Below are 12,536 nucleotides of genomic sequence, written 5' to 3'. Positions count from 1 at the left end.
ATGGGCGGCCTGCTGACGGAGCTGGGCAAACGCCTGGCGGAGCGGTGGATGTCCCTGCTGGTGCTCCCGGGCGCGCTGTTCCTGGCCGCCGCGTTCGCCGCCCGGACGCTCGGCCACGCCCACGCCGTCGACCTGGACCTCCTGGTCGCCGAGGCACAGGCGTGGCGCCCGGCGCCCGGCGCGGGAGCCGGAGCACGGCTCGCGGTGCTCCTGCTGGTCGTGGCGCTGCTGGCCGCCGCCGTGGGCCTCGTGGCCCAGACGCTCGGCTCACTCGTGGAGCGCCTGTGGTTCGCGGCCGACTGGGGCTCCTGGCCCCGACCGCTGCGTACCCTCGCGCGGTGGCAGGTGGCCAGGCGCCGGCAGCGGCGCGCCGGTGCCGTGGCCGCGTACGAGCGGGAGCGGCGGCGTTCCGGTGGGCTGCTGGCCTCCGGCACGCCCGGCGGCGGGACGGACCTGGGGCCGGCCCGGCTCGCAGTGGCCCGCGTCTCGCCCGAGGAGCCCCACCGGCCCACCTGGTCCGGTGACCGGATGCACGCGGTCACCCTGCGCCTCGCCCGCGACCTGGACCTGGACCTGGCCACAGTGTGGCCCGCCTTGTGGCTGCTCCTCCCGGACGCCCCGCGCCAGCAGATCGAAACGGCCCGCGAAGCCCTCGACCGGGCCACCACCCTGGTGGCCTGGGCGGTCCTGTACGCGGTCCTCGCGGTCTGGTGGTGGCCCGCACTGCCGCTGGCCGTCGCCACGTACGCCACCGCCCGGCTCCGTATTCGCAGTGGTGTGGACGCCTACGCGGCCCTCATCGAGGCGTCGGTCCACGTGTACGTCGCCGAACTGGCCGAGCGCCTGCACGTGCCCGCCCAGGGGGTCGTCGGCAGGCGCACGGGCTGGGAGGTCACCTGCCTGCTGCAGGGCAAGCGTCACCTCATCGCCCTGACGGCCCACGAACCCCAGTAGTCAGCGTCGGCCAGGCGGCAGGAAAGACGGTTGACCGCCCTGCCCGTACGAGGTGTCCTCCGGACGACTGGATTGCCGACCCTTGCGGCAGGCCCGGGACGGGAAGTGGCAGCTTCACGCGGCCCTGACCGTGCCGGTGCCCGGCCACTCCACGCCGCTCGTCGCCGCGATCCACGCGGTCGCCGAGCGCTCCCGGCTCGCCTTGGTCGCGTCCAGCCGGCCTGATCCCTCTCGCAGACGCCGAGTCCGGACAGGAATCGGATGCTGTCCGGACGGCATCCGGGAGCTCGGCGCAAACCAGTGCCGAGCTGCCTGGACGGCGTCCGGACGCTACGCCCGTCGTGGTGCTCGAGGTCGACCTCGACGCCCCCTCGCCGCAGCCCTCGCCGACGGCCCCCTGGCCGACCTCCCCACCGACGCCGTGACCCGCCGCCAGGACGAGCGGCGCGCGGAGATCGAGGCCACCCCCGTCGCGCTCACAGCGAGCGCCGCACCGAACGGAGCGAACTGTGATGGTCTGCGGGGGAGTGTCAGTTAGGCATCGTCATCTGAGTGTCAGTGGCGCAGGCTCAGTGACCTGGTGGTTGGTGCTGACGGGTGGTGCCCACCTGTTGCTGACATGAGTGACGAAGGGCCATGTCATTCTCACGCAGACTGCTATAGCGGATACGGAGTTTGCGCTGGTCAGAGCGCGAGTTCCATGCTGTGAAACGGTTAGCCCTTGCAGCCGGCGACTGGTACGTGGACCGCGGCGTGGCCGTGCTCGTCCACTGCCAGGACGCGGCCGCCTTCGTGGGCGAAGTCGGATACACCGAGCTGGCGGCGCATCCCGAAGCCCTCGACCAGCTGCGGGCCGACATGCGCCTCGACGGCTGGCACGACGAAAAGCAGCTTGAGCACTTCCTGACCCACCTGGGCGACGGGGCGACCGCCATGCTCTTCCGCTGCACCGTCTGCGGCGCCCATCTCGCCTACGCCGACGCATCCTAGAAGCCGCCTGCTTGGGCGAGTCGTCGGTAGCAGATGAGGGTGCAGGCGATGCTGGTGAAGGCCAAGAAGTGGCTCGCCTTGCGTTCGTATCGGCGATGGAGGCGTCGGCATCCGGCGAGCCAGGCATAGTGCGTTCGATGGTCCAGCGGTGTCGGCCCAGCCGCTGGCTGGAGTCTGTGCCCTTGCGTGCGATCCGGGGCGTGATCCCACGGCTGCGTAACCATCGTCGCAAGTGGTCGTAGTCGTAGCCCTTGTCGCCGCGGAGCCTGCCGCGCCTGCGTCGACGTCGGCCGCGCCGGGACCGGATCGGCGGTATTCCCTGCACCAGCGGGATGAGGGACTGGCTGTCGTGCGTGTTGGCGCCGGAGATGCCGACGGACAGGGGGCAGACCGGTCCGCTCAGTAACCAAGTGGATCTTCGAGCCGTACTTGCCCCGGTCCACAGGATTCGGGCCTGTCAGGTCCCCCTTTTCAGGGCCCGCATGTTCACGGAGTCGATCGCGCAGCGGGACCGGTCCAGCTCGCCGCGGGCACCGAGCTCGTTGAGGACCAGGCGGTGGAGCTTCGCCCACACCCGGGCCTTCGACCACTCCGTGAAGCGCCGGTGAGCTGTCGTTCCCGACGGCCCGAACGAGGCGGACGGCAACTGTTGCCAGGTGCAGCCCGAGGTAGCCACGTACACGATGGTAGCCAGCACCTCCCGGTCACCATGCCGACGTCGGCCTCCGCCTTGCGGACGAGTCGGCGCTGCCGGCACCACTCGCTGGAACAACTCCAACAGCTCATCTGGCACCAGCCGCTCAAGGATCCCCACTCCGGCAGGCTGTCGAACACGCCGATTGAGATGACCTGTCAGACGTCTACCAGTCACCGACACCCCCGCCGCACTCGAGCAGCGGGGGTGTCGCATGTTGGACTGACCTGGCCGTCACCCCGTACGTGTCACACGGCGCCGGGGTCCGCGCTGCGGCCGAAGACCCGTGCTTCACAGGTCTTGGAGCTTGTCGACGCGGACGGGACCGCCGGTGGTGACGGACTGGACGGCGGCGAGGGCGATGGCCAGGGCAGCGCGTGCGTCCTCACCGGTGGCGGAGGGGGTGCGCTCGGTGCGGACGCTGTCGGTGAAGTCGGCGAGTTCGGCCACATAGGCGTCGTGGAAGAGGTGCTGGTCGTAGGTGACGCACTCGGCGGCGACGCCGTCCGGGCCGTATGCGGTCAGGTGGGTGCGGCGGACGTCGCCCATGGTGAGCATCCCGGCCGAGCCGAGGACCTCGGCGCGTACGTCGTAGCCGTAGACGGCCTGGAAGCTGGCCTCGGCGGTGGCGAGGGCGCCGTTGTCGAAGCGGACGGTGACGACGGCGGTGTCGAGCAGGCCGCGGTCCTTGAAGTCGGGGCGGATCAGGGCGTCCGCCATGGCGAAGACCTCGACGGGTTCGGCACCGGGATTGAGGTGGCGCAGGACGTCGAAGTCATGGATGAGGGTCTCCAGGAAGATCGTCCACGGCGGTATGCGGGCCGGGTCGGCCAGGGCGGGGTCGCGGGTGAGCGAGCGCAACAGCTGCGGTGTGCCGATGGCGCCGGCGGCGATCTTCTCGCGGGCGGCCCTGAAGCCCGCGTCGTAGCGGCGGTTGAAGCCCACCTGGAGGGGCACGCCCGCATCCGCGGCGGCCGCGATGGCGCGGTCGGCCTCGGCGAGGGTGACCGCCATCGGCTTCTCGCAGTAGACCGCCTTGCCCGCCTTGGCGGCCGCCTCGACCAGGTCGGCGTGGGTACGGGCCGGGGTGGCGATCACCACCGCGTCGATGTGCGGGTCGGCGAGCAGTTCACCGATGTCGGTGTAGGCGGTGGCGCAGCCGAGCCGGTCGCCCAGGCTCCGCGCGGCGCCCGGGGTGGGGTCGGCGATGGCGAGGAGCCGGACGCCCGGGAGGCGGTGGGCGAGGGTCTCGGCGTGGAACGAACCCATCCGTCCGGCGCCGAGGAGGCCGACGGCGAGAGGCTGCTGGGTGGTCATGCGGGTGCTCCGTACGTCGTCGTCAGGGTAGGTACAGGCTTGTGGAGACAGTCAGACGGTGAAGGCGGAGCGGAAGCGCTCCAGAGCGAGCTCGCTGTCGCCGGAGGCCCACGCCTCCATCGCCACCGTGCCCTCGTAGCCGAGGCCCGCCAGGGCGCGGGCGACGGCTGGGTAGTTGATCTCCCCGGTTCCGGGTTCGCGGCGGCCGGGGACGTCGGCCACCTGGATCTCGCCGATCAGGCCCAGGGCATGGGCCCTGCGGACCAGCTCGATCAGATTCCCCTCGCCGGTCTGGGCATGGTAGAGGTCCAGATTCATCCGCAGCCCGGGCCGGTCCACGGCCGCGACCAGGGCCAGGGTGTCGGCGGCCGTCGCGAACGGCACCCCGGGGTGGTCGACGGCGGTGTTGAGGTTCTCCAGGGTGAAGACGACCCCGGCGCTCTCGCCCAGCTCGGCGAGGCGGGTGAGCGTGCGGTGGGCGGCGATCCACATCTCACCGGTGACCTCACCGGTCACCGGCACCACCGGCAGGCCCTGGCCATTCAGTCCGGTGCCGTGCAGGTTCAGGCGAGGGCAGCCCAGTTGCTCGGCCGCCTTGAGTGACTCCTCGGCGGTGCTCAGGAGTTCGGCCGCACCCTCCTCGTCGGTCAGACTGCCGCGGATGTAACCGGTCATGGAGGAGAAGTCGGCCGGGGTCCGGGCCAGAGCGGCAAGGTCGTGCCGGGTCCAGTCCCAGATCTCGACCTGGAAACCGGCGTCATGGATGCGCCGTGCCCGCTCGTCGATCGGCAGATCCAGGAAGACCATCTCGGCGCAGACCGCCAGTGTGTACATCGCCACGTACCTCTCTCCGCGACTTCGGACTAGAACGTTCAAGGAACTAGAACGTTCTAGAGCTCCGGGGAGCAGCAGTACGCCAGCTGTCGCCCTCCCCTGTCAAGGCTCCGGTGGCCCGTGAAAGGTAGAACGTTCTATAGTCGACTCCGTAGGAGACGACTCCGACCAGGGAGGACAGGTTGCCGGCGACCCCAGCGGTCCCCAACGGAAAGCGACCGACGCTCGCCGACGTGGCGTCGCGGGCAGGGGTGTCCACGGCGCTGGTCTCCATCGTGATGCGCGGCGCGAAGGGGGCCGGCGAGGCCACCCGCGAGCGCGTCCTTCAGGCCGCGCGGGAGATCGGTTACCGACCCGACGCCCGGGCCCGGCTGCTCCGCAGCCACCGCTCCCATCTGCTCGGGGTGCAGTTCGGCCTCCAGCATCCGTTCCACTCCGACCTGGTGGAGGGCATCTACGCGGCGGCAGAACCGGCCGGGTACCAGATCGCGCTGAGTGCCGTGGCCGCCGGGCGCGGCGAGCAGCGCGCCGTCGAGACGCTGCTCGACGACCGCTGCGAGGCGCTGATCCTGCTCGGCCCGCAGGCCCCCGCCGCGCGGCTGGCGGAACTCGCCGGGCAACTGCCGGTCGTCTCCGTGGCCCGTCGGCTGCGGCCGTCCGTCCCGGGCCTGGAGGTCGTACGGACCGCCGACGACGAGGGAGCCGGCCAGGCGGTGGACCACCTCGTCGCTCTGGGCCACCGCGACATCGCCCACATCGACGGCGGCCGGGCACCGGGCGCAGCCGACCGGCGCCGCGGCTACCGCACTGCCATGAACCGCCACGGCCTGGGCGAACTCATCCGCATTCTCCCCGGCGGTCTCACTGAGGAGGAAGGCGCCGAGGCCGCCCGAACCCTGTCGGCCACCCGCCCGCGCCCCACCGCCGTACTGGCCTTCAACGACCGCTGCGCGACCGGCGTACTCGACCTCTTCCTCCGCTCCGGCGTCGCGGTCCCCGGCGACATCTCCGTCGTCGGGTTCGACGACAGCCACCTGGCCCGCCTGGCCCACATCGACCTCACCACCGTCGGACAGGACATCGCAGGACTCGCCGGGCTCGCCGTCGGCCGGGCCGTCGCACGCCTGGAGGGTGCGGAGATCCCCGCCGGGGAACAAGTCATCACCCCCCGTCTCGTCGTCCGGGGAACGTCCGCCCCGCCCCTCTGAAGGCAGATCCCGGGCGTGCGCGGCCTGTGTGTTCCACGGCGACGACGCCGACCACACCGAGAAAGTACCGGTTCGACTCGACGCCGCACATGCCGACCGGCCTGATCAGGAACGGCTGCCCCTCGGGCACACGCCACTCGTCCAGTTGCTCATCGAGGCCGCAAACAGCTCGCTGAACTCCCGCATGAACGGCGACACATCCCGCGGCCACATCAGCTCGACGGGTGAAGTGCACCCCGCCATCCAGTGATCGACATGGCGCCGGACGACATCCCGCGGACAGCTCAGCAGCGCATAAATCGAGGTCGACGGCCACCGGACCGTGCTGTGGCGGACCGAGGACAGTGTCCGGCTGCAGTCGCGTTCCGGCCGCGACGTCACCACGCACTGGATGGATCTGGCCGGGGCCGCCATGCGCCTGCCGCCCGGCGTGGTCCTGGACGGCGAGGCAGTGGTGTACCTCTCCGACGCCGACGGCAACGCGCGGATCAGCTTCGAGGCAGCGCAGTCACGCGCGCTCTCCAGACCGCGCCGGGCACGGGAAATCACTGACCGGCACCCCGCGACGTACGTGGCGTTCGACGTCCTGGCCCATCCTGCGGCGGGCTTTCCTGACCTGCGCCCGCGTCCGGACGTGGAGCGCCGCCAGGTCCTCCCGGACGTGCTCGCCGACACCGGTCCGCCGATCGTGCCGGTGTGGTCGACCACCGACCTGGACGAGGCCCTGCTCTGGTGCACGGCGCTCGAAGGAACAGGCGTGGAGGGGGTCGTGGCGAAGCCGTTGCGAGTTTAAGGCGCTGCAACCGGAGAACCGGGCGGTGAACTGGGCCTCGATACGGTTGAGCCAGGAACTGTTGGCCGGGGTGTAGGCGATGGACCCGAACGATCTCGTCCTGGCTGTCCAGCTCAGCGGGGAACTTCACCCTGTCGACCGGTGCCGGGCTTGCCGGCCCTGCGAGTCACAGGAACTCGCTCCGGTAGGTCGAGGCCAACTCGGCCGCGCGGCGGCGGCGCTCCGCGAGCTCGTTCTCCGACAGTTGTGGCGGTGGCGCGTCCTTGCCCGCGACGACATCGCCGATGCGCGTGAAGTACTCGTCCTGGCCTGCGGGGGTGCACATGCACAGCATGCGGGCCGGCGCACCCGAAGCGTTGCGGAAGTTGTGCGGGGCGTTGGCCGGGATGTTGATCGTGGACCCGGCCCGTATGGTGTGCTTCTCGCCGCGGAAGGTGAACTCGATCTCGCCCTCGAGGATCGTGAACATCTCCTCAAAGTCGTGCCGGTGCGGCGGCGGGCCGCCGCCGTCGGGGACGCGCATGTCGATCAGGCAGTACCGGCCGTTGGTCTGCTCGCCGGTGACCAGCATGGCGTACGTGTTGCCCACCAGAGAGATGTACGTCGTGCCGGGGTCGTCGGGGTCCGCCACGGTCAGCGAGCGGGACGGGTCGTCGTCGGGGATCATCGGAATCGTCTCCTTCAAAGGTCAGTCAGGTGAGGATCAGGTGCCGGACGGGTCTCATGCAGTCCGGGAGTCTCCCGGCCGTCGATGCGCATGCTGCCCGAAGTGGGAGTCCGGCCCGGCCGCGCGGTGCTTCAGTGGGTTCTTGCCGGTGTCCGAGGGGCCCCATTGCGGCGGGCAACGGGGCGAGGGGCCACCTGTGTGGAGCGCTTGCGTACCCCTCCTGCGGCACGGGGTGAGCGCGCTCGGTGCCGGCTCAGATCGACTTGAGGACGCGGATGCGGTCGGCGATGGCGCGGCGGGCGACGTCGGAGGTGAAGGCGATGGAGTCGAACTCGTGCGGGGCGCCGGGGTGCAGGTGGAATTCGACCGGCACGCCGGCGCGGCTGAGTTTGGTGGCGTAGGCGGTGTCTTCGTCGCGGAAGACGTCGAGCTGGCCGACCTCGATGTAGGCCGGCGGCAGGCCGGTCGCGTCCTCGAGCCGGGCTGGGGCAGCCATGGCCGGGACGTCGGGCCCGCCGGCGGCCTCGCCGAGCAGGGCCGGCCATGCGGTGAGGCTGTCGTCGCAGGACCACAGCAGGTAGGGCGCGATGTGTGGATCGGGGGTGGTGGTGCGGTCGTCGAGCATCGGCATGAGAAGGATCTGCCGGGCGATCCTCGGGCCGCCGCGCTCGCGGGCGAGGATCGACACGGCTGCGGCGATTCCGCCGCCGGCGCTGTCACCCATCACGCCGATCCGGTCGGTGTCGACGCCGAGTTCGGCGGCGTGTTCGTGCAGCCAGCGCAGTGCGGTGCAGGCGTCCTCGAGCGGGGTCGGGAAGGGGTGCTCGGGGCGCGGCGGTACTCGACTGACAGCATCGGTACGCCGCTGGCGGAGACGTAGCGGGCGAGCGCCCCGTGAACAGGTCGATGTGGCCGAAGATGTATCCGCCGCCGTGGAAGAACAGCACGGCCGGGCCAGGCGCCGCGCCGTCCTTGGTGTACCAGCGCATGGTGATCCGCGCGCCGTCGCCGGTGATCGTGCAGTGCTCGCTGGTCTTCACGTCGGCCGGGGCCGGCTGGGCCGTTCCCGCGGCGCCGATGATCGGCTCCCACATGGCGCGCCGCGCCGCGATGTCCCCCACGGCCGGTGGTGTAGCGTCCGCCATCGCGCCGGCCATCGGGGCCAGCGCCTCGGCGATTTCGGGATCCAAACTCAGTGCCATGGCCTTTTCCTTTCGGAGGAGGATCGGCGTCAGGCGACGGGCGGGACGACGATGACCTTGCCGTGCACCGCATTTTCGGCGGCCCGGGCGTGGAGCGCCGGCAGCTCGGCCAGCGGCACCCGCTCGGCGACGTCGACGCGCAGCTCGCCGCGGTCGATCAGCGCTACCAGCTGCGACAGCTGGTCGGCGTCGCTGCGGACGAACAGGTCTATGCCGCGCACGCCGCGCTCCTGGTCGGAGGGCGCGGGCATCCATACCGTCGTGTTCACCACGACCCCGCCCGGACGGACCAGTGTGACGAGCGCGGCCAGCTCGGCCGGGTCGACCGGCGCGAGGTTGAGCACGACGTCGACCGGCTCGGTCACCGCCGCGCTCACGCCGGTGGTGGTGTGGTCGATGACCTCATCGGCGCCGGCCGACGTGACCGCCTCGCTGCTGCGCGGGCTGGCTGTGGCGATCACGTGGGCCTCGGCTCTCTCGGCCAGCTGCACGGCGTAGCCGCCGACCGCTCCGCCGGCGCCGTTGATCAGCACGCGTTGCCCGGCCGTCAGCTTGCCGTGGTCGAACAGCGCCTGCCACGCGGTGAGGCCCACGAGTGGCAGTGCGGCGGCGTCGGGCAGGGGGATGCTCTTGGGCGCCGGCGTCAGGACCTCGGCCGGCGCGAGGACGTACTCCGCGGCGGCGCCGTTCCCGTCCATAGGCAGGAAGCCGATGACGTCGTCACCGACCGCGATGCCGTCCACGCCCTCGCCCAGCGCGTCGATGGTGCCGGCGACGTCGATGCCGGGAGTGTGCGGCAGCACCACCGGGATGGGGCCGCGCATGAAGCCGCCGCGGATGTTGCCGTCGACGGAGTTGAACGACGTCGCGGCGACGCGGATTCGGACCTCACCGGCCCCGGGGACGGGCTGCTCCACGTCCTCGTGGCACAGGACGTCGGGGTCGCCGTACTCGTGGAAACGTACTGCCTTCATTTCGGTTCTCACCTTCACTGCAGTCGATGTTGCTTCGAATTCGAAGCAAGTGTGATGACGATACCTCTGCTTCGAATTCGAAGCAAGCGTTGTCGGTCACTGCCGGTGCGAGCGCATCGCCACGGCGAGTTCGGCGGCGGCTTGGTCGATGCAGGCGCGCAGTCGTGCCGCGTCGCTGTGAGCCGTGGCCGGCCAGTCGGCGGGGTCGGCGACGACGACCGTGAGCACGGGGTCGGCGTGCACGCTGGCCAGGCGCCTGCGTAGCACCTGCGCGAGGTCCGGCGGCCGCCGGCGGGAGCCGCTGTTGAGCGCCAGCAGCACCGGCATGCCGGAGAGGACACCGTCCCCGAGGACGGCGAAGAACAAGTCGAGCACCTCGCTCGGGGAGGCGGCGAGCACCGGGGTCGCCACCACGAGCCCGTCGGCCGCCACGACCGCCGCGATCGCCTCCCGCAGGTCGAGGCTGACGCGGTCGTGGGTGGAGTGCTGGGCGAGGTCGGCCGCCAGCCGGTGCAGCTCCAGCACCTCCACCTCGGCGCGCGCACCACCGACCGCCAGTGACCGGCACACAGCCTCCGCGACCCAGTCCGCGAGCAAGCGGGTCGGGCGCCCGTAGCCGACGCCGGCGCACAGGACGGCCAGGGACACCGGGCTCCACGCGGCGGTGTTCATCCCGGCATCGTGCTCATGGTTTCGTCCCCGCGGCCGGGCTGTCGTGCCGTCACAGGGGAGGGCCGCGGACGACGTTGCGCGAGGTAAGGGATGTTCATGGCCGGTCCTCGAGATCTGTGGGCGGCGGCGCCGTCCTTCTGCTCGCAACCCTGCGCCGCACCACTGCCCGATCTCCATGTTCTGCGGTGTTCAGCCGGGCCCAACACTGCCCACACCGTGCACGCACGAGGTCACGACATCAGACCGTGAGACCCTCGCGTCCGGCTCAATACACCCGGCCGGGATGGCATCGAAACACGCGGAGAAGTTCCGTTCCAGCGCCGCCTGCGGTAACTGGTGTCGGGGGACGGGGTTTTCTCCCCAGCCAGGTACACGCGAACGTGGCCAGCTGCGCGGTCGCCACAGGGCCGGGGCCGCCCGATAGCCGGCCAGCCTCGGGGCAGGGCGGGCTGTCCAGGGTGGGGCGCTGCCCCATCGCGCAGCGACGCCCGAAGGGCGCCCTTGACTGGCCGCCCTGTCCTGCACCCTCAGAGATCGGGCGGCCCCGGCTCTCCGGCCTGCATGAGACTCTCTTCAGGGTGGGGACGTATCCCTGTACCTCGCTGGCCGCGTTCAGGTGTACGCCGACAACTGGAAGTCGGCATCCCACACTCTTCGAATTCGAAGCAGTAGACTTCGGTCATGCCTGATTCACCGCCGTCGCTCGACCCCGTGCAGCTCGGCACTTACTTCGACCTCATCGAGGTGACCAGCCTGCTCCGGCATGCCGTCGAGCAGCAGCTGCGCGAGGCCGGCGATCTCAGCTATGTGCAGTTCCAGCTGCTGGCCCGCCTCGGGGACTCGCCGGCGGGCAGTCACCGCATGACCGACCTGGCCGACGGCGTCGTCTACAGCCGCAGCGGCCTGACATACCAGGTGGATCTGCTCGAGAAGAAGGGCCTGGTCATCCGCGCTCCCTCGCCGAACGACGAGCGGAGCATCACCGTCACTATCACCGATGCCGGGCGTGCGCTGCTCGCGAAGGTGCTGCCGGGTCACGTCGAGGTAGTCAGCGGCCTCCTGTTCGAGCCGCTTTCGCGCGACGACGTCAAGGCCCTCGCCAGCCTGCTGGCGCCGGTGCGCGACCACATGCGCTCGACGCCGTCTCGCTCGGCCGCACCTCGCCGCCGCAAAGGCGGAGCATAAGGATCCGACCCAGGCCACGCAGAAGGGACCACGATACGTCCCGCTCGACGTGGGGCCAGTGGAAGAAGCGACGAGCCACGCCGAGGACAGGGACTGTGGCGTAGTACCCGGACGACGTCGAGTCGGTGCTGCATACATGCGAGCAGCGCTCTCCGTCCCGGGTGCTGCCCCGCGCTCGGTGCTACTCCCGTCGAAAGCGCTGCATCAATAGGATCTTCGACGGCAAAATGAGCCTGACGAGAGGAGCCCGGATTGGGTGCGAGGGGCCTGGCGGGCCGGCTGGCCGCGGCACGAGCCGGTGCGCTGGTGGGCAGGGAGCCGGAGCGGGCGGTGCTCGACCGGATGCTCTCGGGCGCGGCGCAAGCGCCGTTTGTGGCGTACCTGCACGGCCCCGGTGGCATCGGCAAGTCCTCGCTGGTGCGCTACGCCGCCCGGCAGGCGGAACTCACCGGCCGCCGCGTGGTGCACGTGGACGCACGGTTCCTCGACGCCGATCCGCGCCGACTCGAGGAGGCCGCCGCCCCGGCGTGCACCGAACCCGGCACGGTGCTGCTCATCGACACCTTCGAGCAGTGCCAGCCCCTCGAGACGTGGCTGCGCGAAACCTTCCTGCTCCGGCTCGCCGACCATGCGATCGCGGTTGTGGCCAGCAGGACCGCCCCCGACGCCGAATGGTCGCTGGACCCTGGATGGGCGCAACTGTTCACCGCACTGGCCGTGCAGCCGCTCGACGCCGCCCAGTCCGACGCCCTGCTCGCCGCCCGGGGTGTCCCCGTCGAGCAGCGCGGCGCCTTCGTCGCCTTCGCCGGAGGCAGCCCGCTCGCCCTCTCGCTGGCCGCCTCCGTGCCCGCCGCGGCACCCGGCGCACCGTGGTACCCCACCGGCGACATCCTGACGACCCTGGTCGAGCGGCTGGTCGGCGACCTGCCCGGCGCCGTCCACCGACGCGCCCTCGAAGTCGTCGCGCAGGCCTACGTCACCCGCGAGCCCCTGCTCCGCAAAGTGCTGGGTGACCAGGACACGAACACGGTGTTCTCCTAACTGCG

General features: G+C 71.0%; 14 protein-coding genes and 1 pseudogene. 7 read left to right on the top strand and 8 right to left on the bottom strand.

Annotation, left to right across the window (positions count from 1 at the left end; genetic code table 11):
- Together A4E84_RS00680 and A4E84_RS00675 are read left to right on the top strand one after the other, a co-directional pair.
- The gene (locus tag A4E84_RS00680; RefSeq protein ID WP_062924654.1) at positions 1-954 is read left to right on the top strand and encodes a hypothetical protein; all 954 of its coding nucleotides are present in this window, start codon (positions 1-3) and stop codon (positions 952-954) included.
- 753 nt (positions 955-1,707) lie between these two features.
- A complete protein-coding gene (locus tag A4E84_RS00675; protein WP_237304744.1) occupies positions 1,708-1,944 on the top strand; it encodes a CbrC family protein in 237 nt (78 codons plus the stop codon).
- Here the strand turns inward: A4E84_RS00675 and A4E84_RS41870 are convergent.
- From A4E84_RS41870 to A4E84_RS00660, 3 genes and pseudogenes are all read right to left on the bottom strand, one after another.
- Positions 1,941-2,752: pseudogene (locus A4E84_RS41870) on the bottom strand (IS5 family transposase). The gene A4E84_RS00675 and the pseudogene A4E84_RS41870 overlap by 4 nt on opposite strands.
- A gap of 177 nt (positions 2,753-2,929) precedes the next feature.
- Positions 2,930-3,955, bottom strand: a complete 1,026-nt coding sequence (locus A4E84_RS00665) for a Gfo/Idh/MocA family oxidoreductase (protein WP_062924652.1) — start codon at positions 3,953-3,955, stop codon at positions 2,930-2,932.
- A 51-nt stretch (positions 3,956-4,006) separates the two neighbouring features.
- Positions 4,007-4,789: a TIM barrel protein gene (locus A4E84_RS00660; protein WP_062924651.1), complete on the bottom strand. Its 783-nt coding sequence runs from the start codon at positions 4,787-4,789 to the stop codon at positions 4,007-4,009.
- 182 nt (positions 4,790-4,971) lie between these two features.
- Here A4E84_RS00660 and A4E84_RS00655 point away from each other — a divergent pair, with 182 nt between their 5' ends.
- Genes A4E84_RS00655 through A4E84_RS00645 form a run of 3 tightly spaced genes read left to right on the top strand, consistent with a single transcriptional unit; the run spans position 4,972 to position 6,790 of the window.
- Entirely contained in the window at positions 4,972-5,997 is a 1,026-nt protein-coding gene (locus tag A4E84_RS00655; protein WP_062924650.1) for a LacI family DNA-binding transcriptional regulator, read from the top strand.
- A gap of 28 nt (positions 5,998-6,025) precedes the next feature.
- Positions 6,026-6,247: a hypothetical protein gene (locus A4E84_RS00650; RefSeq protein WP_062924649.1), complete on the top strand. Its 222-nt coding sequence runs from the start codon at positions 6,026-6,028 to the stop codon at positions 6,245-6,247.
- Positions 6,248-6,295: 48 nt separating this feature from the next.
- Positions 6,296-6,790, top strand: coding sequence for an ATP-dependent DNA ligase (locus A4E84_RS00645; protein ID WP_079128802.1), 495 nt, complete (start codon positions 6,296-6,298; stop codon positions 6,788-6,790).
- Between the two features lie 166 nt (positions 6,791-6,956).
- On the opposite strand, the gene A4E84_RS00640 is transcribed toward A4E84_RS00645, so the two are convergent.
- The 5 genes from A4E84_RS00640 to A4E84_RS00625 form a co-directional block, all read right to left on the bottom strand.
- A complete protein-coding gene (locus A4E84_RS00640) occupies positions 6,957-7,457 on the bottom strand; it encodes a cupin domain-containing protein (protein ID WP_062924647.1) in 501 nt (166 codons plus the stop codon).
- A 253-nt stretch (positions 7,458-7,710) separates the two neighbouring features.
- Positions 7,711-8,232 carry an alpha/beta hydrolase fold domain-containing protein gene (locus A4E84_RS00635; RefSeq protein WP_237305106.1) on the bottom strand — a complete coding sequence of 174 codons (522 nt, stop codon included), beginning with the start codon at positions 8,230-8,232 and terminating at the stop codon, positions 7,711-7,713.
- On the bottom strand, positions 8,174-8,659 hold the full coding sequence (locus A4E84_RS44130; protein WP_237304742.1) for an alpha/beta hydrolase family protein: 486 nt from the start codon (positions 8,657-8,659) through the stop codon (positions 8,174-8,176). Before A4E84_RS44130 ends, A4E84_RS00635 begins: the two co-directional genes overlap by 59 nt.
- Positions 8,660-8,688: 29 nt before the next feature.
- Positions 8,689-9,633 carry an NADP-dependent oxidoreductase gene (locus A4E84_RS00630; RefSeq protein ID WP_062924646.1) on the bottom strand — a complete coding sequence of 315 codons (945 nt, stop codon included), beginning with the start codon at positions 9,631-9,633 and terminating at the stop codon, positions 8,689-8,691.
- A gap of 96 nt (positions 9,634-9,729) precedes the next feature.
- On the bottom strand, positions 9,730-10,305 hold the full coding sequence (locus tag A4E84_RS00625; protein ID WP_062924645.1) for an NAD(P)H-dependent oxidoreductase: 576 nt from the start codon (positions 10,303-10,305) through the stop codon (positions 9,730-9,732).
- A gap of 681 nt (positions 10,306-10,986) precedes the next feature.
- Here A4E84_RS00625 and A4E84_RS00620 point away from each other — a divergent pair.
- Positions 10,987-11,490, top strand: coding sequence for a MarR family winged helix-turn-helix transcriptional regulator (locus A4E84_RS00620; protein WP_062924644.1), 504 nt, complete (start codon positions 10,987-10,989; stop codon positions 11,488-11,490).
- Between the two features lie 252 nt (positions 11,491-11,742).
- Positions 11,743-12,531, top strand: a complete 789-nt coding sequence (locus A4E84_RS43900; protein ID WP_062924643.1) for an AAA family ATPase — start codon at positions 11,743-11,745, stop codon at positions 12,529-12,531.
- The last annotated feature ends 5 nt before the right edge of the window (positions 12,532-12,536 follow it).

Source organism: Streptomyces qaidamensis (genome assembly GCF_001611795.1).
Classification (GTDB): Bacteria; Actinomycetota; Actinomycetes; order Streptomycetales; family Streptomycetaceae; genus Streptomyces; species Streptomyces qaidamensis.
Note: the sequence above shows the minus strand (reverse complement) of the source record. Positions and strands in the feature narration are given on the sequence as shown.

What these genes read in the sequence shown, in the direction of transcription:
- A4E84_RS00630 (WP_062924646.1), bottom strand. Translation starts at nt 9,633, where the DNA reads ATGAAGGCAGTACGTTTCCACGAGTACGGCGACCCCGACGTCCTGTGC.
- A4E84_RS44130 (WP_237304742.1), bottom strand. Translation starts at nt 8,659, where the DNA reads ATGGCACTGAGTTTGGATCCCGAAATCGCCGAGGCGCTGGCCCCGATG.
- A4E84_RS00680 (WP_062924654.1), top strand. Translation starts at nt 1, where the DNA reads ATGGGCGGCCTGCTGACGGAGCTGGGCAAACGCCTGGCGGAGCGGTGG.
- A4E84_RS00640 (WP_062924647.1), bottom strand. Translation starts at nt 7,457, where the DNA reads ATGATCCCCGACGACGACCCGTCCCGCTCGCTGACCGTGGCGGACCCC.
- A4E84_RS00620 (WP_062924644.1), top strand. Translation starts at nt 10,987, where the DNA reads ATGCCTGATTCACCGCCGTCGCTCGACCCCGTGCAGCTCGGCACTTAC.
- A4E84_RS00665 (WP_062924652.1), bottom strand. Translation starts at nt 3,955, where the DNA reads ATGACCACCCAGCAGCCTCTCGCCGTCGGCCTCCTCGGCGCCGGACGG.
- A4E84_RS00660 (WP_062924651.1), bottom strand. Translation starts at nt 4,789, where the DNA reads ATGTACACACTGGCGGTCTGCGCCGAGATGGTCTTCCTGGATCTGCCG.
- A4E84_RS00625 (WP_062924645.1), bottom strand. Translation starts at nt 10,305, where the DNA reads ATGAACACCGCCGCGTGGAGCCCGGTGTCCCTGGCCGTCCTGTGCGCC.